Source organism: Gemmatimonas sp., from assembly GCF_036405635.1.
Taxonomy (GTDB): Bacteria; Gemmatimonadota; Gemmatimonadetes; order Gemmatimonadales; family Gemmatimonadaceae; genus Gemmatimonas.
Genome location: NZ_DASWXE010000033.1, coordinates 1 through 18489 on the forward strand (window position 1 = coordinate 1; position 18489 = coordinate 18489).

Genomic DNA, 18489 nt, shown 5'->3' on the forward strand with positions numbered 1-18489 from the left:
AAGAGCTCGCTCATTCACGGGTCGGTGAGTGGCAAGCCCGGTGTGGTCACGGTAGACCAGTCGGCCATTCGCGGTTCGCGTCGCAGCAACCCCGCCACCTACACCGGATTGCTGGAACCCATTCGCAAGGCGTTCGCGAAAGCCAACGGTGTGAAGCCGGCGTTGTTCAGCGCCAACTCCGAAGGTGCGTGTGCCACGTGCAATGGCGCGGGTGTCATCTACACCGACCTGGGCATGATGGCCGGTGTCACCTCGGTGTGCGAAGAGTGCGAGGGCAAGCGCTTTCAGGCAGCCGTGCTGGAATACACACTCGGCGGACTGAATATCGCCGAGGTGCTGGACCTGCCGGTGAAGGATGCGGTGGAGTACTTCGCCACGGGCGACGCGCACACGCCCGCCGCGCATGTGATCCTGCAGCGCATGGCCGATGTGGGATTGGGCTACCTGCGGTTGGGACAGCCGCTCACCACGCTCTCTGGTGGCGAACGGCAGCGTCTCAAGCTCGCCACCTACATGAGCGAAGACGGGGGCGTGTACGTGCTGGACGAGCCCACCACCGGCCTGCACCTGGCCGACGTGGAGCAGATGCTCGGCATGCTTGATCGGTTGGTCGATTCAGGCAAGTCGGTGATCGTGATCGAACATCATCAGGCGGTGATGGCCCATGCCGATTGGATCATCGATCTGGGGCCCGGCGCCGGTCATGATGGTGGCAAGGTGGTATTCGAAGGCACGCCCGCAGAACTGGTGAAGAAGAAGGCGACGCTCACCGGAAAACACCTGGCGGCGTACGTCGGCTGAGGACGAATCTCCGGGGGTATGCAAGGCGTAGTGTCCTGCATGCCCCCGTTGCTGCATCTGTTCATCGATGACTATCGCGCTGCCGCCCGACAGGCGGCGCATGAGCACGACAGCCTGCATTTCAGTGTCGTGCTGCGGGGCGGGCTGACGGAAACCGTCGGACGCACCACCGAACACGCGGGCCCGCTCAGTGTGGTGGTGAAAGACGCCGGCGTGCGGCACGCCAACGCCTGGGGCGCCGACGGGGCCCGTCTGGCGCGACTCTCTTTGCCCAAGGGCACCATGGATGCACTCGTCGACGACCCTGCCCGCGCGGTCGCGTGGCGGTGGACGAGGGAACCGCTGGTGGCCCGTCCTTTCCTGCGGCTCATCGAGCGACGCCAGCGTGGTACGCAGGCCTTTGCGGCCGACGATGGTGATCTGCTCGATCTCGTCGCGGCGTTCACGGCGCGGCGCACCCACGAGCCGCAGGGCGCGCCGCCGGTGTGGTTGTCGGAGACCATCGATCGGCTGCGCGACGAGTGGCGCCCGGAGCTCACGGGCGCGGCATTGGCCCACAGCGCGCATGTACACCCGGTGTATCTCGCCCGGTGCGTGCGCCGCTGGTATGGCCGTGGCCTGGGCGATTTGCTCAGGCACGAACGCCTGCGACACGCCATGCACGCGGTCGCCAACAGCCCCACACGGCTTTCTCTGGTAGCGCAGGATTGTGGCTACGCTGATGAGGCGCATCTCTGCCGCGATGTACGCCGAGCGCTCGGCGCCACGCCCGGACGGTACCGCCGGTTGCTCGAAACGGCGGGACCGCGAACGACGGTTTAGGGAATTCAAGTGTGCGTGGAGCGCGCCGCGTGATACTGCGGTCCTCCCATTTGCCGAGCTCAGGATGTCGATACGTCTGCTGGTTCAGGTCATGTTTGCGTTGTCTGTTGCTGCTGCCCCGCTTCTCGACGCACAGGAAGCCCGACCCAAGCCCGCAGAGATTGCGGCGGCCGTGGATTCGCTCGCCATCCGGGGCATGACGCTGGGCGTGGCGCCGGCGCTGGGTATCGCGATCACGATGGATGGGCGCACCATCTACCAGCGCGCCTTTGGTGCAATCGACGCGACGGCCGGTGTGAAGGCCAACGACCAGACGCTGTGGTACGTGGCATCCACGAGCAAGTCGCTCACCGGATTTGGCGTGGCGCTGCTGGCCCAGCGTGGTGCACTCCGGTTTGACGCGCCCATCCCGTCATTGCTTCCCGGCGTGTCGTGGCATGCCGGCGCACACGCCGATTCGCTGACACTCGCGAACTTTCTCGCCCACACCCACCACCTGAATGACAATGCGGTGGTGATGTCGGCCGCATTCACGGGCGAGGTACCGGAATCACAGTGGCCGTCGCTCCTGGTGCTGGCCTCACCCAGCGGCAATCAGGATCTCGTCTACAGCAACTTCGGCTACAATGTGGCTGCCATGGTGATCGACCGGCTGCAGCCGGGAGGGTGGCGTCGCTACCTCGAGCAGCAGGTGTATCGCCCGGCGGGCATGCGGCAGACCTTTGCTCATGTCTCCGGTCTCGACACGCGCCGCATCGCGCGACCACACCGTCTGCTGGCCAACGGCCGCTACACGACGTCGCCGTTCTACAAGACCGATGTCACCATGAACTCGGCCGGTGGTCATCTCGCCACGCTGCACGACCTGGCGCGGTGGACCATTGTGCAGATGGATTCTGGCATGATCGACGGACGACAGGTGTTTCCGAAGGAGGCGGTCGTGCTCGGTCAACAGTTGATCGCGCGACAGACTCGGGAGAACGGAAAGCGATTCGCGTACTTCGACCGCGACGGCTGGGGCGCGGGATGGGACCTCGGGCGCTACGAAGGGGAGCCCATGGTGAGCCGGTTTGGCAGCTACGACGCCACGCGGTCGCACCTCTCATTCCTGCCGCGTCGACGCATGGGCGTCGTCGCGATGAGCACGGGCGGTGTCGGTTCTTCTTTCACCGACATCGTGGCCGCCCTGGCCTACGATCTCGAGGCGGGCAAGCCGGAGGCACGCACTCGCGCGACCCAGCGTCTGAACCAGCTGGCGGAGCAGCTCGGCGAGGCGAAGCGGGAAGCTGCTGCGTTCGACTCGACCATGCAGGCCCGAAAGCGCCTCGCGGTGGTGCGACCCGTGGCGGAGCTGGTGGGTCGGTATGAGGCCAACGGCTATGGCGCGATGGTCGTGCAGCGGCGCGATGCCGGGTTGTACTTCCAGTGGGGAGCGATGCGGGGGGAGGCCGTTCCCATGGACACCACTGGCTCACGCTATCGCATCGAACTGGCGGGTAGCGGGATGGTGCTCAATTTTGCAGCGAGTGCGGCGGCCATGACTCCTGCGCTCACGCTCAACGGCATTCAGTTCACCCGGCGCGCCGACCCCCACTAGCCCCCGACATGCACATCGGCCGGCAGTACACGCTGATCGAGTTTGTTCACTGGTCCCGCTACGACAGCTTCTGGCTGATCGTCGGGGCCACCGCACCCACGCTGCTGTACACGCTGCTCGGCTGCACCTGGTTGGCCCTGCCGTGGGTGCCGATTGCACTCATCGGTACGGCATCGGCGTTCATTGCCGGCTTTCGCAACAACGCCACGTATGCGCGCGCCTGGGAGTCCCGGCAGATCTACGGCGCCATCGTGAACAGCAGCCGGTCATGGGGACTGCTGGTGATGGACTTCGTGCGTGCTGGCAACTCGCTGAGTGAACCCGCCGCGGCGGCCGTTCGCACACAGCTGGTGCACCGGCACATCGCCTGGTTGACGGCGTTGCGCTTTCAGTTGCGTCAGCCCCGTCAATGGGAGTCGATGGTGCTGCACAGCAATTCGGAGTACCAGCGCACGCACTTCGTCATTCCCGAGCGCGTGGACAAGCTGGAAGACATGCTGCGGCCGCTGCTGTCAGACGACGACTACCGCCATGTGCTTGCGGGTACCAACCGCGCCACGCACAGTATCGCCCTGCAGGGACGGCAACTCGCTGCGTTGCATGCCGATGGCACGCTCGACGCCTATCATCACATCGCCATGGAGCGAGTGCTGCAGGAGTTTTACGATCATCAGGGCCGCGCCGAGCGCATCAAGAACTATCCGTATCCGCGGCAGTACGCGACGATCAGCAAGTTCTTTGTACGTCTGTTCGTATGGCTCACGCCACTCGGCTTGCTGAACGAGTTTGCAAAGATGGGGACGTGGCAGGTGTGGCTCACCATTCCGGTGGGCTTTCTGATCGGTTGGGTATTCACGGCCATCGAGCGCGTTGGCGAAGCCACCGAGAATCCATTCGAAGGCAACGCCAACGACACGCCCATCACCACACTCAGCCGCACCATCGAGATCGACCTGCGCGAGATGCTGGGGGAAACGGACATCCCTGCGCCGATCGCCCCGCAGCATCTCATTCAGATCTGAGCGCGGGACCTCAGTTCGAGCAGTACGGTTGGCCTTCGCTCCAGCCGATGACGAGGGTAAATCCGACACCCATCGCACAGGTGGCCCCGGTGGCCTGGTCGGTGGCCATGGCAAACCAGCCGCGAGCCGTGGCGTCGAGGATGGCGAGGTGCACGCCTGCGGGAATGTCTATCCGCAGCCGACTCAGTGTTGTCGTGTAGCGCGAGGAGTCTGCGTAGGCCATTTCCTGCTTCATGACCAACTGCTGCAACAGTTTGGTGAGCTGTGTGCGCTTCTCGGCCGTGACGGGTGCGGTCTGGAGGGCTGCACCCGGGTTGCCCCTGGCAGCGGGTGCGCGCCGCAGCGGCAGTGCCACGATGAGGGGGAGGTCGTCCTCGTCGGTCGACTGGCCGATCGCGACGGTGTCATTGGCAAACTGAAAACGAAACGGGCGTTCGAATGTCGCAGCAAAGCGCGGCCGTCCGGCACGATCGAAGACGCGCCAGGTGGTGGCGAAGACCGTTGACGCGGCCCACAGGTCGCCGTTGTTGGTCTGACGAATCACCACCGGCAGGCCGGGACGATTGACTGCGCGTGACACTTCGGCTGCCACGCCCGCGACGATGGTGGCGAGCGGGGCACTCCCTTCTTCGATGGACGCGTTGAAGACGAGGGCTCCGCGCCCAACCCACGCGGCGGCCGTCGAGAAGCGGTCGGCTTCCGTTCCGTCTCCGAGCGTTCGCGCGTAGCTGCCGGCCGGTGAAAGCAACGACCATCTCCGCAGTCTGCCATCGAAAGCGGCGATCGAATCTCCCCGGTAGCCCACAAATTCAGGTGCGTTGCGGAACTCACCCGGCCCGGCTCCTTCGCGAGCGATCGACGTGATGACGCCGTCGCGTCCTGTTCTTGCGCGCACCGTGATAGGCTTGGAATCGGCGAAGAGCACACTGCCGCTCCGTGTCACACGAACACCTGCCAGTGATACCAGTTCGAGTGGCTCGCCATTCTGTTCGAGCGTCACCGCCTGCGCTCCACGCAAAGCCGTCGATGGCGTGCGAGGCGCAGGCTGCGCCGAGAGCACGATGGGCGCAAGTAGGGAACACAATGCGGGGCACAGCGCAGACGTGAGGCGCATGGGCATTGTCATGAGGGAGGGGAATGAGTCTCCCCGAAAGACGGCAGGTCCAGGGCATTCGTCACCGCGAGCCGTCCGGACAGGATGAGTCAAACCTCTGGAGGTGCTCGCACTGTCCAGAGAGAGCTCACCATCGCCGTGTCGCCCTGCCCCTCCCAATGTCTCCGGTCGATCGTCGTCAATTTCTGCTGGCCTCCTCGGCGATCGCGCTGACTACCGGTTGCGCGCCTCGCGCGTCGATTCAGTCATCGTTGCCTGTACCGAGCCGACCGCGGTCCTGGGTCCCCGCAGACTCAGTGCTGGAGTCCATCCCGGCCTGGATGGATCTGGCGGGGGTTCCGGGGTTGGCCATGGCGGTTGTGGAGCATGACCGGGTAGCCTGGAGCGCGAACTTTGGCGTGACCAACAGCAGCACGCGCGCACCGGTGACGGATGATTCGCTCTTCGAGGCGGCTTCGATGAGCAAGGCCGTGTTTGCCTATGCGGTGCTGCAGCTCGTACAGGCGGGCACGCTGTCGCTCGACCGACCGTTGGTGGAGTATCATCGGCCCGCATACCTGCCCAATGATGCCCGCATCGATCGCATCACTGTCCGTCATGTCCTGTCGCACACCTCTGGTTTGCCGAACTGGGGCGATGACGGCAAGCCGGACACGTTGAAACCGGCTTTTGATCCGGGCACCCGGTTTCGCTATTCAGGCGAAGGCATATTCTGGTTACAACTCGTGGTGGAGCGCATCACGAGACAGGGTTTGGATGCCTTTGTGCGCACGACGCTGTTCGATCCGGCGGGCATGCGCAACAGCGCGTTCACCCTCGACGAATCGATGGTTTCCCGTCTTGTGCACGGACACAGCGACGGTCGGCCCGACAACGGTCACGGTACACGCGGGGTGCTCTCGATGATCGCACCGCGGGCGACGACCTGGGGGATCCCGTTGCGGGCATGGCGACATGAAGAGTGGTTGCGCGCGGCAGCCGAATTGGATCCGGGCAACCCTGCGCGACGTGTGCGGTTTGCCAACGCCGCGAGCAGCATGCTGACCACCGCGCAGGACTATGCCCGCTTCCTGCAGATCGTCGCCTCGCGCACGTCGTCGCAGCCATGGATGCTGCGTGACCGGGAGCGCGACGCCATGCTGACGCCCATCATGCCGGTGCGCCCAGGCAGTGCACTTGCCTGGGGGCTGGGTTGGAATGTCGAACGGCAAGGTGAGGTCGATCGCTGCGGGCACGAAGGCAACAACAATGGCCGCTTCACCGCCTACTCCGGGATCGAGCGATCCTCTGATTGCGGCAGCGGGCGGGCACTGGTGATCCTTGCGAATGCGGCAGGCGGCTTTGCGGTCTATCAGCGTATCGTGCGTGCGGTGACCGGCTCCGACCAGCTATCATTTCTCGCGAGCCTCTAGTCGGCATGTCGACCCTGTTTGCCGTGAAAATCGATGCATTCGCATCGCACCGCGGAGTCACAGCACATTGCGAGTTGAAGCGTGCGCCGGTTTCTGAACACCACGCGGTTGGCCTGTGCGCTGGCCGCTACCGGTGTCGCCAATGAGGCCGTAGCGCAGCCCGCATGCCCTGAGCCAACGCTGCCAGCGTATTCCCACAACGACTACGAGCGCGCGCGTCCACTGCTCGACGCGCTGTCACTCGGCTACCGTGGTGTCGAAGCCGATGTCTTTCTGATCGATGGTGTGTTGCGTGTCGGGCACGATCGCCGGGCCGCACGATCCGGTGGCACGCTCGACTCGGTGTATCTCGCGCCGCTCGCCGACGTGATCGCGCGCTGCAGCGCCTGGAGTTCGCCGGAACGCCCGTTCTTTCTGGCGGTGGAGATCAAGGAAGTATCGCCGGCCACGTACGACGCGTTGCTGATGGTGTTACGACGATATACGCATCTCTGGGTTCGCGGCCCCGACAATCGCCGCGCGCCGCTCGACATCATTCTCGTCGGATGGCATCCACTTATCGCCAGCGAGCCTGCCGATTCCCTTCCAGGCTTGCAGCAGCGGATTGCCAAAGCCGACGCGGTGTGGGAACTCGATTCGCGTGTGCGACTGTTGAGTGTGGACTATGGCAAGACGGTTGGTCGGTGGTGGCGCACCGCCGCAGGCCGCAGGCGCTGGACGGAAGCGATACGTGCGAGCAAAGCGGCGTTCCCTGATCGGCTGTTGCGTGTGCACAATGTGCCTGCAAATGCCGAGGTGCATGCGGCGTTGTTTGCGGCTGGTGTGGACTTGATTGGGACCAAGGAGATTGATGCGACGGCGCGCTTGCTGGCGCCGCCCGGCTCGCTGGTGCGGTGACAGCAGAATCCCGCCGCGGGTAGGGCAGGGACGCGCCGGCGCCGTGGATCCCTGAGGGGAAACCATCGCGCGCCGTTGGATGTCGTATGGCGCGTCTTCTCCCCGCCCTCATCTGCAGGATTGCCCCGCATGCTTGAATACTTGCTGGCCTTCGCGCTGCCCTTTGTTTCCGCCGCGACGGCTCCCGTCACCTGTCAGTCATTGCCCGGCCTCGATGCCGTGCTGGCCACGAAGCAGCTCAACTACCTGCTCGTGGGTGAATACCACGGTACCGTCGAGATGCCGCAGATCGCGGCCGACGCTCTGTGCGCTGCCGCCATGAAGGATCGCCCCGTGATCCTCGGCGTGGAGTTCACGCCCGACAACCAGGCCACGCTCGATGCCTACCTCGTGTCCGACGGTGGTCCGGCGGCACGTGCCGCGCTGCTGACCGGCCCGGCGTGGCAGGTGGCAGAAGGTCGTACCACCGTCGCGGTGCTCGAGATGATCGACATGGCGCGTCAGCTCAAGCGGGCTGGCAAGCGCGTGTCCATCGTGGCCTTTGATCGTGTGCCCACGCCGGCGGTCTCGCGTGAGCGGGAGGCGGCGCTGGCGCAGGGGCTCATGGATGCGCGGGCGCGCGTCTCTGGCGGGCTGGTGGTCGCGCTCACGGGCGCAGGGCACGCGGGCAAGACACCCTGGAGTTCACAGAACCCGCCGTTCCCGGCCACGGGTCAGTTGCTGACCGATGGCGAGACCATTGCCCTCACCTTCGCGCGCCCCGGTGGCCAGTATTGGGGGTGCAGTGCGCCGAATGGCGACCGGTCGGCGGGATGCATTGCGTACGACATGCCGGCACGTGAACCGGTTCCGGCGCGGGGTATCGTGCTCGATCGCACGCTGCGCGACGGATTCGAGGGGGTATTCTCTGCGGGCAAGCCGTACACGGCGTCGCGTCCGGCGCGCACGATTCCGGAGACGTCGGCGAAGTAGGCGTATGGACAGGAGTGAACCATGACGCGTTTCATCGGCGCCGAGCCGCAGTTGGGCGTGTGCGATTTGAAGGCGGCGATCACGTTTTACACGCGGTCACTCGGCTTTCATCTGGCATTCGAGTACGGCGAACCGCCGTTCTATGCGCAGGTGTTTCGCGATGGCGCCCGCCTCAACCTGCGGCATGTGGACGCGTTGATGTCCCATGGTGAGGGCGAAGACGAACTGCTCAGTGTCACGTTCACCGTGGACGACGTGGCCGCGGTGAACGCCGAGTATGTCGAGGCCGGTGTGGTGTTCGCCCAGGCGCTCCGCACCGAGCCGTGGGGCGCGCGCACGTTCATGGTCCGCGACCCGGACGGGAATCTCCTGCTGTTCGCCGGGGCGGCAGGGTAGCCAGGCCGAATAGGCCGGTTGACTTTGTAGCACAAAGGACTTGACGATGCCGCTTGGTGCGGATAAGCTTGGTCCCCATGCCCACCAATCGCTTCCGGAAATCCGCCCGCACCGTCCCCGCCGTCGTGCCGGGACACGTGGCCATCATCATGGACGGCAATGGCCGCTGGGCGACCAGCCGCGGACGCCCCCGATGGATGGGTCATGTGCGGGGCGCCCACACCGTGAAGGAGATCGTCACCCACTGCGCCCGGTTGGGTGTCAGTCAATTGACGCTCTACGCCTTCTCGAGTGACAACTGGAAGCGGCCGCGGGAAGAAGTGGGCTTCCTGTTCGACCTGTTCGCGTCGCACCTCGAGCGTCAGCTCGCATCGCTCATCAAACACGGCATCCGCCTCTCCATCATCGGCCGCCGTGATCGACTGCCCCAGCCGCTGGTCGAGGCGATCGCTGTGGCGGAGCAGCGTACCGCGGGCGGCAAGCGCATGCACCTGCGCGTGGCGGTGGACTATTCCAGCCGCGTGTCCATGCAGAAGGCGCTGGCGGTGGGCCCCGCCGCCATGCCCGCCCCGGATACAGCGCTCACGGGCGAGACCATTCTGCCGCCGGTGGACCTGCTGGTGCGCACGGGCGGCGAGCGGCGCCTGTCGGACTTCCTGTTGTGGGAGTGCGCGTACGCAGAGCTCGCGTTTCTCGACGTGAACTTTCCAGACCTCGCGATGAGCGAGCTCGACGCGGTGTTCGCTGATTTCGCGAAGCGTGATCGTCGCTATGGGGCGGTGCCCGCGCCGGAGACCATCGAGATCCCCGGCACGAACACGCCGTCGCTCACACCGGCGCGCTGAACGTCAATCGTTGACCGTCAGTCATTGACTGTCAGGTCTCGGGAGGACGCGCGGCTCCCATTCCCGCTGCGCGCCCCGTGGCCCAGGCCCACAAAAAGTTGTAACCGCCGATCGGGCCAAACGCGTCGAGTACTTCGCCGCACAGGTACAGTCCCGTGTTGATGCGGCTCTCCATGGTGCGCGGATCGATCTCCGACAACCGCACACCACCGCCCGTGACCTCGGCCTTCTTGTAGCCTTCATCGCCGTTCCACGGCAGTTCACCGCGCACCAGCGTGTCGAGCAGGCGCCGACGCTCCTCGCGCGTGAGTTCGGCCAGCAGACGTGTGGGTTCCACGCGGGCCTGCGCCAGCAATACGGCGGTGAGTCGCTCGGGCATTTCGCCACGCACGGCAGTGCTCACCTGCCGAGTGCCCTGTGGCTTGAGCAGCGTCTCCCACGCGGCCTCATCGTGCGCGGTCCACTTCACACGCACGCCGGCCCGCGGGTCGCCGCCCTCGAGGCGCGAGCGCACCACCACATGCGACACGTTCAGCACCGAAGGTCCACTGTAGCCGCGGTGCGTGAAAAGAAATCCGCCTGTCGCCGATGCCGATCGTGTCTCATCACGCGCCGACAGGGTGACCTCGAGCGAGATGCCGCTCAACTCGGCGTAGTTCGCCGCATCCGATGTGACGGGCGTGAGCGCCGCGTAGGTGGGATGCACCACATGCCCGAGCTTCGTGAGCAGACGCAGACCGGTGCCATCGCTACCAGTATTCGGTACAGACAGGCCACCGGTGGCCACGATGACGGCGTCGGCGTGCAATGGAATGTCGTCGGCCACATGCACCGACCATCCATCACCTTCGCGCACGATGTCGGTGACCATCGTCTCGGTGCGGAGCTGCACACCGCGGCGTGCCGCGAGGTCGAGCAGGCCATCGCGTACATCGCGCGCCTTGTGCGATGCCGGAAACAACTTCACCGACTCCACTTCTTCTTCGAGTGCGATGCCCACCTCCTGCTCGAAGAATGCGATCTGCTCGGCCAGCGGCCATGCGCGCACGATCTTGCGCAGCGTGTTGGGCGATGAGTCGGTCACAAACCGCGATTCATCGAGTCGAGCCGGCAGCACGTTGCAGCGCCCGCCACCGCTGATGAGGATCTTGCGGCCACCATCTCTGGTGCGCTCCAGCAGGATCGTCTCGGCACCACCTGCGGCTGCAAAGATGGCTGCCATCGTGCCCGCAGCCCCCGCACCGATCACCACCACCCGCCGCATTGCACCAGCCCGTGAGGAAGACACGGCGCCTCTGGAAGCAGTGGCGCCACAGGGAGTATGGGCGGAGACCGTGGCTAACGGTATGCCCGGTCGGGCCCGGCACGGCGTCCCTGATCGGGGAACACACCAGTGGCCTCAGGGTGTGACAGGAACCCTGCCGCAGGGGACGCGCTGTTGGATCTGGCGCAGGTCCCTCCCACCGTGGCCGCTCGCATAGTACTCACGCTGCTTCCGGGAACGAACATGTCGACCATGTCCAAGACTCGTGACATCCCTGCACTCATAATCTGGCTCATTCTGTGTTTTGCGACGGCCTACATCGGCGCCATGGCGACACGCGATGCGCCGGTGTTCTACGCACAATTGTCGCTCGCCTCGTGGGCACCGCCCGCATCGGTCTTTGGACCGGTCTGGACCGTGCTCTACACCATGATGGCGATCGCGGCCTGGATGGTGTGGCAGCGGCGCAATGCACCGGGCGCGGATGTCGCGATCGGCGTGTTCGTGCTGCAGTTGGTCGTGAACGCACTGTGGAGCTGGGTGTTCTTCGCCTGGCATCGCGGGGCATTGGCCTTCGTGAACATCGTGGTGCTGTGGCTGCTGATCGTGGCCACTATTCTGCTGTTCAAGCGGATTCGGCCGTCGGCAGCGTTGATGCTCGTGCCGTACCTCGCGTGGGTCAGCTTCGCGACGGCGCTCGCCTATTCGGCATGGCAGCGGAACCCGGGGTTGCTGTAGTGGGTGACCACCGGGTTGCGGACATTGTTGTGGGGAGAGGGAACGCGGATCACCCAGTCTCGGTGACCGGCGGGGCTGGCAGTGACTACCACCGGGATTCTGTCATGAGCAAAACAATGACGAAGGCGTTGCTCGCGGGCGTGCTGCTTTTCACGAGCGCGGGGTGCTCTGATCCTGCCGCGCCTTCTGGACCGGTGTACATCGATGTGGCATCGTCGTTTGCCCGCAATGATCGCGGGGTGGCGGAAGTGCCATTTGTGGTGGAAAACCGCGGGACCGAGTCGGTTCGTGTCAACCGGTGCGGGGCATCGCTTTCGATCACGGTGGAGCGGCGCGAAGGCAAAGCGTGGGAGACCTATGCGACGACCGTATGTCCCGCGATCAATCCCATGGACCCCGTACCCCTCGAGTCTGCGGCGCGCCGGGAACAACGTACTCACGTGCAGGAATCCGGCATCTATCGGCTCGTACTATCGACTGAATCCAGTTCGGTGACCTCCGCCTCATTCACTGTTCGCTAGGAAAACTCCCATGCGTGTCACACCGATCGCTCTGGTATGTGTGCTGGCTGCCTGCACCACCGCGGATCATGCACCGGCAGACACGGTAGCCGCGGCGATCCCCGACACGGCGGCCGCCGCCGCATCGCAGTTCATCACGGCTCATGGCTTTGGTCCGCTTGCACTTGGCATGACGACCGCCGACGCCGGCAAGGTCACCAACGGCGCGCTCACGGTGCCGTCGCCCAGCGCACCGGATCAGTGTGAGTACGCCAAGTGGGAGACTGCTCCCAATGGCGTGATGGTCATGTTCGTGGGCGGTGTGCTCAAGCGCGTCGATGTCATGCAGCCCGGCACGCCCACGGTGGAGGGGCTTGAGGTCGGGCAGACGGCTGCGCGCGCCGATTCGCTGTACGGCGCCAAGGCCACGCGCCAACCGCACAAGTACGAAGCGGGGGAATACCTGATCGTGAAGCCGCTCGCGCCACAGGATTCACTGCAGCGCTTGGTGGTGGAGCTCACCGGCGGGAAGGTCGCCCGATTCCGTATCGGCCTCTTCCCGGAAGTGGAGTGGGTCGAAGGCTGCGCGTGACGCGGCAACAGGCGAGATCGGTCGGACTTCCGACTAGTTTTGGTCTACCTGTGCTCCATCGCCTCTGTCTGGGACCTCCATGCACGTTTCGCACGCCATTGCTGCCCGCCGCTCGATCCGCACGTTCACGGACCGCGCCATCACCCGTGAAGATCTCGAGCCGCTCTTTCACGACGCCAACCTGGCGCCCAATCACCGCCTGACGCAGCCGTGGCGCTTCTATGTGCTCGGCCCCGAAGGCCGCGCGGGCTACGGACTCGCACTCGGCAATCGCAAGGCGAAGAAGGCCACCGATGAAGCGCAGGCCGACAAGATGCGCAAGGACACCAGCGACTCACATCGCGCGTGGCCGTGCATGGTGGTCGTGGCCATGACGCTGAACGAAAACGCCGAAATCCGTGAAGAAGACTACGCCGCCACGATGATGGCGGTGGAGAATCTCTGCATCTCGGCCGTCGCGCATGGCCTTGGCACGTACATCCGCAGCGGTGCCATCATGGACGATCCCGCCGCGCGTGCCGCAGTGGGCGTACCCGAGGGTGAACGCATCGTCGCGGTGCTGACCGTCGGTGAACCGGCCGAGCAGCCGCCGGAGAAGACGCGCCGTCCGGCAACGGAACTCACGCACTGGGTCGACTGAACAGTCGACTGAACATCGGTCTGACCACAAAACAACGGGGCGCTCCGGCATCAGCCGAAGCGCCCCGTTGTTTTTCCGCTCTCGCGGCTTACGCCACGTCGAAGCGATCGAGGTTCATGACCTTGGTCCATGCGGCCACGAAGTCATGCACGAACGATTCCTGCGCATCGCTGCTGCCATACACTTCGGCGAGAGCGCGCAGGATGGAGTTGGAACCGAACACCAGGTCCGCGCGCGTGCCGGTCCACTTCACCTCACCGGTCGCACGGTCGCGGCCTTCGAACACATCCTGCGCGGCCGACGTCGACTTCCACGCCGTACCCATGTCGAGCAGGTTGACGAAGAAGTCATTGCTCAACGTGCCGGGGCGCGACGTGAACACGCCGTGCTTGGCGCCACCCACGTTCGCGTCGAGTGCACGCAGGCCACCCACCAGCACCGTCATCTCGGGCGCGGTGAGCGTGAGCAGCTGTGCCTTGTCCACCAGCAACGCTTCCGACGGCACGCTGTACGCCGCCTTCTGGTAGTTGCGGAAGCCATCGGCCACCGGCTCCAGTACGCCGAACGATTCCACGTCCGTCTGCTCCTGCGATGCGTCCATGCGGCCGGCCGTGAACGGCACCGACACCGTGACGCCGCCCTGCTTCGCGGCCTGCTCGACGGCGGCGTTACCGCCGATGACGATCAGGTCGGCCAGCGACACCTTCTTCTTGCCGGCCTGCGACGCGTTGAACGCCTGCTGAATGCTCTCGAGGGTGCCGAGCACCTTGGTGAGCTGCGCGGGGTTGTTGGCTTCCCAATCCTTCTGCGGCGCAAGACGGATGCGCGCGCCGTTGGCGCCGCCACGCTTGTCCGAGCCACGGAACGTGGAGGCCGAGGCCCACGCGGTGGACACCAGTTCCTGCGTCGTCAAACCCGAGGCGAGGATCTTGCCCTTGAGCGTGGCCACGTCCTGCGCATCCACGAGATCGTGGTCGACCGCAGGAATCGGGTCCTGCCAGATCAGTTCTTCGGCCGGGACTTCGGCGCCGAGGTAGCGCGAGCGCGGGCCCATGTCACGGTGCGTGAGCTTGAACCACGCGCGCGCGAAGGCGTCGGCGAACTGCTCGGGGTTCTCGTGGAAGCGGCGCGAGATCTTTTCGTATTCGGGATCGAAGCGCAGCGACAGGTCGGTGGTGAGCATTGCCGGTGCATGACGCTTGGTGGCGTCGTGTGCATCGGGCACGGAGTTCGCGCCCTGACCATGCTTCGGCGTCCACTGATGGGCACCGGCCGGGCTCTTCGTGAGCTCCCAGTCGTAGCCGAACAGGTTCCAGAAGAAGTTGTTGCTCCACTTGGTCGGCGTGGAGGTCCACGTGACTTCGAGGCCGCTGGTGATCGCGTCGCCGCCCTTGCCGCTGGCGTGCGTGCTCAGCCAGCCGAAGCCCTGCGCTTCGATATCACCACCTTCCGGTTCCACACCCACGAGCGCGGCATCACCGGCGCCGTGTGTCTTGCCGAACGTGTGACCGCCGGCGATGAGCGCCACGGTCTCTTCATCGTTCATGGCCATGCGGGCGAACGTCTCGCGGATATCCCGCGCGGCGGCGATCGGGTCCGGATTGCCGTTCGGGCCTTCCGGGTTCACATAGATGAGACCCATCTGCACGGCCGCCAGCGGGTTCTCGAGGTTGCGGTCACCCGAGTAGCGCTTGTCGTCGAGCCACTTGGATTCGGCGCCCCAGTAAATGTCCTGCTCGGGCTCCCACACGTCGGCGCGGCCACCAGCAAAGCCGAAGGTCTTGAAGCCCATCGACTCGAGAGCCACGTTGCCGGCGAGGATCATGAGGTCGGCCCACGACAGCTTCTTGCCGTACTTCTGCTTGATCGGCCACAGGAGGCGGCGGGCCTTGTCGAGATTGCCGTTGTCGGGCCAGCTATTGAGCGGCGCAAAGCGCTGCGTGCCCGAGCCACCGCCACCGCGGCCGTCGCCGGTGCGGTAGGTGCCGGCACTGTGCCACGCCATGCGGATGAAGAGCGGGCCGTAGTGACCGAAGTCGGCCGGCCACCAGTCCTGCGAATCCGTCATCAGCGCGTGCAGGTCCTGCTTCACGGCGGCGAGATCGAGCGTCTTGAACTCTTCCGCGTAGTTGAAGGCCGTGCCCATGGGGTCGGCCTGCGGCGAGTTCTGATGCAGCATCGCGAGGTTGAGCTGATTGGGCCACCAGTCGCGATTCGAACGGGCGCCAATGGACGTCGCCTTCATCGAACCATGATCGACCGGGCACTTGCCCCCGGATGCAGCAGAATGTCCTTCCATAATCGTACGTCCCCGGAGCGGAGCAGGGTGGGTGCCAGACAGCGGGCGGTGCGCAAACCGTGCGCGACGGAATCGCCGCAGTCTGGGCGAAGATCCGTAATGATACGCAATGAAGCGATAGGCGCCAATGACTCAACTGCAATATTTGATATAGGAAAACGCAATATCTTGGTATCCACTATGTCGCGACTTCGATGCGCTCCCCCGGGCGGATCGGCTGGACGGTGGTCTGCAGCGCCGGACCCAGAGACGCCATGGCGTCGGAGTAGGCCGCTTCGCCCTCGAAGTGCGACCAGCCTTCGTAGTGGATGGGCACCACGGTGCGCGCGCCGCTGAGCGTGCAGAATGCGGCCAGCTCCTGTGCCCGCGCGGTGTAACGCAGGGGGCCGGTGATGCCGAAATGCACGCCGCCCAGATGCAGGAGCAGCGCGCCAATGGGGAGTCGCCGCGGCACTTCGTGCACGCCGCTGAACATGACCGTGTCGCCGGAGATCCAAAGCGCGCCGTAGCGCTGGCCTTCCCACTGCAGCGCGAACCCAATCACGTCACCGGCCAGCTTCGCGACCAGCGGTGCGCCATGCCGGCACGGCGTGGCGGTGATGCGAAGGGGTGGTTTGTCGGAGGCGGCCAGCGTGGTCTCCTGCCAGGGCGCGAGGCCGATGGCGTTTCCACGCAAGCGTCGGGCGCCGGCGGTGGTGGTGATCACATGACGAGCGCGGGGCAGCAGTGCACGCCCGGCCGTGTCGAGATTGTCGGCGTGCTGGTCGTGAGAGAGCAGCACCGCGTCGATGGGCGGCAGGTCGCTCACCGCGATGGCCGGTCCTGCGAGCTTCGTCGACGCAGACCCCCAGCCGAAGTTGTAGCGCCGGCCGGGGGGATCGAACGTGGGGTCGGTGAGCAGGCGCCATGGACCGACTTCGATGAGCGTCGTCGGTCCGCCGATGTGCGTGACGTGGATGCGATCCATCGTGGTCATCACGGTCATCATGACGCCTGTTGATGCATGGGGAGTGTCAGACTGCGCGCACGGGGCTTGTGCGGGCGTGCTGGATGGCCCAGTCGAGTGCGTAGTCGGCGATCTGCTCCCACCCCTTCTGCGCGGGCAGCAGGTGCGCGAAACCCTCGAACTCCTTCACCTCGGTCACCGTGTTGGACTTGTAGTGCTTGGCGTTGGAGCGCTGCACCGCGGGTGGCATGAGGTTGTCCTCACCACCGGAGATGAACAGCAGCGGCGGACGCGCATCGTTGTGGTAGTCCACCCAGGTCTCCTGGTGACCGGGCGTGACATTGGCCAGCACACTGTCCCAGAAGATCGCGCCCGACGCCGGCACGTGATACCGCTCGTACATCGCGCGCGAATCGGCTTCGCTGAACGTGTTCGTGAACGCGTAGTGCCACTGTTCGTGCGTGAACCCAACCGCCTTGTGTCGGTTGGACGGATTCTTGAGTACCGGGAATGTAGACTTGAGCTGCGAAAACGGCGCAACGAGCACACCCTCGGTGGGTGCGGAGTTCATGGCGACACCCACCGCACCAAGCCCCTTGTCGAGCAGGCGCTGCACGAACACGCCACCGGCCGAATGGCCCATGAGAATCGGCAGCGTGTCGAGCGACTTCACGATCTCCTCGAGGCGCGCGATGATCTGCGGCACCGTGACCTGCTCGATGGGCGTGGGATCCTGATTGAGGGCTTCGACTTCCACTTCGAAGCCGGGATAGGCCGGCGCAATCACGCGATAGCCACGCGCTTCGTAGCGGGAGATCCAGTGTTCCCAGCTTCGTGGGGTGACCCAGAAGCCGTGAACGAGAATGATGGTATCGGGCTTGCCGTTGGCGGACATACGGGCTCCGGAGGCGGTGCGTGAGATGGGGAAGAACAGATGCCGACGCCATCGCGCCGGTACTTCGTGCTCAGGCCGTGAGGAACGCCAGCAGATCGTTGCTCAGCTGGTCCTTGTGCGTATCGGTGATGCCGTGCGGCGCGCCCGGGTAGACCACGAGCTTGGCGTTGCGGATGCGCGCGGCCGACGCCTTGCCGCCCACCGCGAACGGCACGACCTGATCGTCATCACCGTGAATGACCAGCGCGGGTACGTCGATCGCATCGAGATCGCGGTACAGCTGCGAACGATCGGCCAGCGAACCGGCGCGAATGCCATCGAACACCTCGATGGGCACACCATCCGGATTGTCGGCGGTCTTGAGCATGAACGGGGGCACCGCGGCCACCAGCACCACCTGCTTCACTCGGCTCGTGCCGTGCCGGCCGATGTACCGGGCCACTTCCCCGCCGCCGGTGGAGAAACCGATCAGCGTGACGTCCTTCACGTCGAGCGCGGTGATCAGCGCGGCGAGGTCGTCGGCATACGTGTCCATCTCATTGCCGTGCCAGGTCTGCGTGGACCGGCCGTGACCGCGCCGGTCATGCGCGATGCAACGGAAGCCCTTGTTGGCCAGGAACAACATCTGCGCTTCCCAGCTGTCGGCATTCAGTGGCCAGCCGTGACTGAACATCACCACCGGGCCGGTGCCCCAGTCCTTGTAGTAGATCTGCGTGCCGTCGGGCGTGGTGATCGTG

The 18489-nt window shown here is 65.1% G+C and carries 19 protein-coding genes; 13 read left to right on the top strand and 6 right to left on the bottom strand.

Annotated features, from left to right (window positions below):
• The 4 genes from VGE27_RS01955 to VGE27_RS01970 form a co-directional block, all read left to right on the top strand.
• The coding region (locus VGE27_RS01955) for an ATP-binding cassette domain-containing protein (RefSeq protein WP_331047946.1) at positions 1-801 on the top strand (801 nt) is incomplete at its 5' end.
• 39 nt (positions 802-840) lie between these two features.
• Complete coding sequence (locus tag VGE27_RS01960) at positions 841-1623, top strand: AraC family transcriptional regulator (RefSeq protein WP_331047947.1); 783 nt, start codon at positions 841-843, stop codon at positions 1621-1623.
• 64 nt (positions 1624-1687) lie between these two features.
• Positions 1688-3220 carry a serine hydrolase gene (locus VGE27_RS01965; RefSeq protein ID WP_331047948.1) on the top strand — a complete coding sequence of 511 codons (1533 nt, stop codon included), beginning with the start codon at positions 1688-1690 and terminating at the stop codon, positions 3218-3220.
• An 8-nt stretch (positions 3221-3228) separates the two neighbouring features.
• Positions 3229-4242 carry a bestrophin family protein gene (locus VGE27_RS01970; RefSeq protein ID WP_331047949.1) on the top strand — a complete coding sequence of 338 codons (1014 nt, stop codon included), beginning with the start codon at positions 3229-3231 and terminating at the stop codon, positions 4240-4242.
• Positions 4243-4252: 10 nt separating this feature from the next.
• On the opposite strand, the gene VGE27_RS01975 is transcribed toward VGE27_RS01970, so the two are convergent.
• On the bottom strand, positions 4253-5356 hold the full coding sequence (locus tag VGE27_RS01975; RefSeq protein ID WP_331047950.1) for a hypothetical protein: 1104 nt from the start codon (positions 5354-5356) through the stop codon (positions 4253-4255).
• Positions 5357-5652: 296 nt separating this feature from the next.
• Here VGE27_RS01975 and VGE27_RS01980 point away from each other — a divergent pair, with 296 nt between their 5' ends.
• From VGE27_RS01980 to uppS, 5 genes are all read left to right on the top strand, one after another.
• Positions 5653-6768, top strand: coding sequence for a serine hydrolase domain-containing protein (locus tag VGE27_RS01980; protein WP_331047951.1), 1116 nt, complete (start codon positions 5653-5655; stop codon positions 6766-6768).
• Positions 6769-6849: 81 nt separating this feature from the next.
• Positions 6850-7665, top strand: coding sequence for a hypothetical protein (locus tag VGE27_RS01985; protein ID WP_331047952.1), 816 nt, complete (start codon positions 6850-6852; stop codon positions 7663-7665).
• Positions 7666-7794: 129 nt separating this feature from the next.
• Positions 7795-8637, top strand: a complete 843-nt coding sequence (locus VGE27_RS01990; RefSeq protein ID WP_331047953.1) for a hypothetical protein — start codon at positions 7795-7797, stop codon at positions 8635-8637.
• Between the two features lie 21 nt (positions 8638-8658).
• Entirely contained in the window at positions 8659-9033 is a 375-nt protein-coding gene (locus VGE27_RS01995) for a VOC family protein (RefSeq protein ID WP_331047954.1), read from the top strand.
• Positions 9034-9110: 77 nt separating this feature from the next.
• Positions 9111-9878: a polyprenyl diphosphate synthase gene (uppS, locus tag VGE27_RS02000; RefSeq protein ID WP_331047955.1), complete on the top strand. Its 768-nt coding sequence runs from the start codon at positions 9111-9113 to the stop codon at positions 9876-9878.
• 31 nt (positions 9879-9909) lie between these two features.
• On the opposite strand, the gene VGE27_RS02005 is transcribed toward uppS, so the two are convergent.
• Positions 9910-11166: an aminoacetone oxidase family FAD-binding enzyme gene (locus VGE27_RS02005; protein ID WP_331047956.1), complete on the bottom strand. Its 1257-nt coding sequence runs from the start codon at positions 11164-11166 to the stop codon at positions 9910-9912.
• Between the two features lie 228 nt (positions 11167-11394).
• Here VGE27_RS02005 and VGE27_RS02010 point away from each other — a divergent pair, with 228 nt between their 5' ends.
• From VGE27_RS02010 to VGE27_RS02025, 4 genes are all read left to right on the top strand, one after another.
• Complete coding sequence (locus VGE27_RS02010) at positions 11395-11880, top strand: TspO/MBR family protein (RefSeq protein WP_345787963.1); 486 nt, start codon at positions 11395-11397, stop codon at positions 11878-11880.
• A gap of 104 nt (positions 11881-11984) precedes the next feature.
• Positions 11985-12401, top strand: a complete 417-nt coding sequence (locus VGE27_RS02015; RefSeq protein ID WP_331047958.1) for a hypothetical protein — start codon at positions 11985-11987, stop codon at positions 12399-12401.
• Positions 12402-12411: 10 nt separating this feature from the next.
• Positions 12412-12972: a hypothetical protein gene (locus tag VGE27_RS02020; RefSeq protein WP_331047959.1), complete on the top strand. Its 561-nt coding sequence runs from the start codon at positions 12412-12414 to the stop codon at positions 12970-12972.
• A gap of 79 nt (positions 12973-13051) precedes the next feature.
• Complete coding sequence (locus VGE27_RS02025; protein ID WP_331047960.1) at positions 13052-13612, top strand: nitroreductase; 561 nt, start codon at positions 13052-13054, stop codon at positions 13610-13612.
• Between the two features lie 88 nt (positions 13613-13700).
• Here the strand turns inward: VGE27_RS02025 and katG are convergent, their stop codons facing one another.
• The 4 genes from katG to VGE27_RS02045 all read right to left on the bottom strand — a co-directional run bounded on the left by katG (position 13701) and on the right by VGE27_RS02045 (position 18485).
• Positions 13701-15911 carry a catalase/peroxidase HPI gene (gene katG / locus VGE27_RS02030; protein WP_331047961.1) on the bottom strand — a complete coding sequence of 737 codons (2211 nt, stop codon included), beginning with the start codon at positions 15909-15911 and terminating at the stop codon, positions 13701-13703.
• A gap of 178 nt (positions 15912-16089) precedes the next feature.
• Complete coding sequence (locus VGE27_RS02035; protein ID WP_345787964.1) at positions 16090-16878, bottom strand: MBL fold metallo-hydrolase; 789 nt, start codon at positions 16876-16878, stop codon at positions 16090-16092.
• Between the two features lie 46 nt (positions 16879-16924).
• Positions 16925-17752 (bottom strand): alpha/beta hydrolase, encoded by an 828-nt coding sequence (locus tag VGE27_RS02040; protein ID WP_331047963.1) that lies wholly within the window; start codon positions 17750-17752, stop codon positions 16925-16927.
• Between the two features lie 70 nt (positions 17753-17822).
• On the bottom strand, positions 17823-18485 hold the full coding sequence (locus VGE27_RS02045; protein ID WP_345787965.1) for an alpha/beta hydrolase: 663 nt from the start codon (positions 18483-18485) through the stop codon (positions 17823-17825).
• Positions 18486-18489: the final 4 nt, after the last annotated feature.

What these genes read in the sequence shown, in the direction of transcription:
- VGE27_RS01960 (WP_331047947.1), top strand. Translation starts at nt 841, where the DNA reads ATGCCCCCGTTGCTGCATCTGTTCATCGATGACTATCGCGCTGCCGCC.
- VGE27_RS01965 (WP_331047948.1), top strand. Translation starts at nt 1,688, where the DNA reads ATGTCGATACGTCTGCTGGTTCAGGTCATGTTTGCGTTGTCTGTTGCT.
- VGE27_RS01970 (WP_331047949.1), top strand. Translation starts at nt 3,229, where the DNA reads ATGCACATCGGCCGGCAGTACACGCTGATCGAGTTTGTTCACTGGTCC.
- VGE27_RS01975 (WP_331047950.1), bottom strand. Translation starts at nt 5,356, where the DNA reads ATGCGCCTCACGTCTGCGCTGTGCCCCGCATTGTGTTCCCTACTTGCG.
- VGE27_RS01990 (WP_331047953.1), top strand. Translation starts at nt 7,795, where the DNA reads ATGCTTGAATACTTGCTGGCCTTCGCGCTGCCCTTTGTTTCCGCCGCG.
- VGE27_RS01995 (WP_331047954.1), top strand. Translation starts at nt 8,659, where the DNA reads ATGACGCGTTTCATCGGCGCCGAGCCGCAGTTGGGCGTGTGCGATTTG.
- uppS (WP_331047955.1), top strand. Translation starts at nt 9,111, where the DNA reads ATGCCCACCAATCGCTTCCGGAAATCCGCCCGCACCGTCCCCGCCGTC.
- VGE27_RS02010 (WP_345787963.1), top strand. Translation starts at nt 11,395, where the DNA reads ATGTCCAAGACTCGTGACATCCCTGCACTCATAATCTGGCTCATTCTG.
- VGE27_RS02015 (WP_331047958.1), top strand. Translation starts at nt 11,985, where the DNA reads ATGAGCAAAACAATGACGAAGGCGTTGCTCGCGGGCGTGCTGCTTTTC.
- VGE27_RS02020 (WP_331047959.1), top strand. Translation starts at nt 12,412, where the DNA reads ATGCGTGTCACACCGATCGCTCTGGTATGTGTGCTGGCTGCCTGCACC.
- VGE27_RS02025 (WP_331047960.1), top strand. Translation starts at nt 13,052, where the DNA reads ATGCACGTTTCGCACGCCATTGCTGCCCGCCGCTCGATCCGCACGTTC.
- katG (WP_331047961.1), bottom strand. Translation starts at nt 15,911, where the DNA reads ATGGAAGGACATTCTGCTGCATCCGGGGGCAAGTGCCCGGTCGATCAT.
- VGE27_RS02035 (WP_345787964.1), bottom strand. Translation starts at nt 16,878, where the DNA reads ATGGATCGCATCCACGTCACGCACATCGGCGGACCGACGACGCTCATC.
- VGE27_RS02040 (WP_331047963.1), bottom strand. Translation starts at nt 17,752, where the DNA reads ATGTCCGCCAACGGCAAGCCCGATACCATCATTCTCGTTCACGGCTTC.